1 protein-coding gene is annotated in these 239 nt (G+C 64.0%); it reads left to right on the top strand.

What is annotated here, in order from left to right:
- Positions 1 to 239: transposase (locus SJH88_RS19660; RefSeq protein WP_274755439.1), on the top strand; the 239-nt coding region annotated here is incomplete at both ends.

Raw genomic sequence — 239 nt, 5'->3', positions numbered from 1 at the left:
CGGGCATCAAGCGCCACATCGCGGTGGATGCCCAGGGCTTGCCGCATGCCATAGCGGTGACCACGGCTGAGGTGACGGATCGCAAAGGGGCACTGCAGGCGCTCAAGCGCTGCAAGCCCAACCTGGGCCGAGTGCAAAGTGTGCTGTGCGACAGCGGCTACACCGGCAAGCCTTTTGAGCAGGGTGTGCAGGAGATTGTGGGCGAGCACGTGACGGTGCAGATCGCCAAGAGGAGTGAG

It is taken from the genome of Comamonas sp. GCA5 (assembly GCF_036541385.1).
Classification (GTDB): Bacteria; Pseudomonadota; Gammaproteobacteria; order Burkholderiales; family Burkholderiaceae_C; genus Comamonas; species Comamonas aquatica.
Note: the sequence above shows the minus strand (reverse complement) of the source record. Positions and strands in the feature narration are given on the sequence as shown.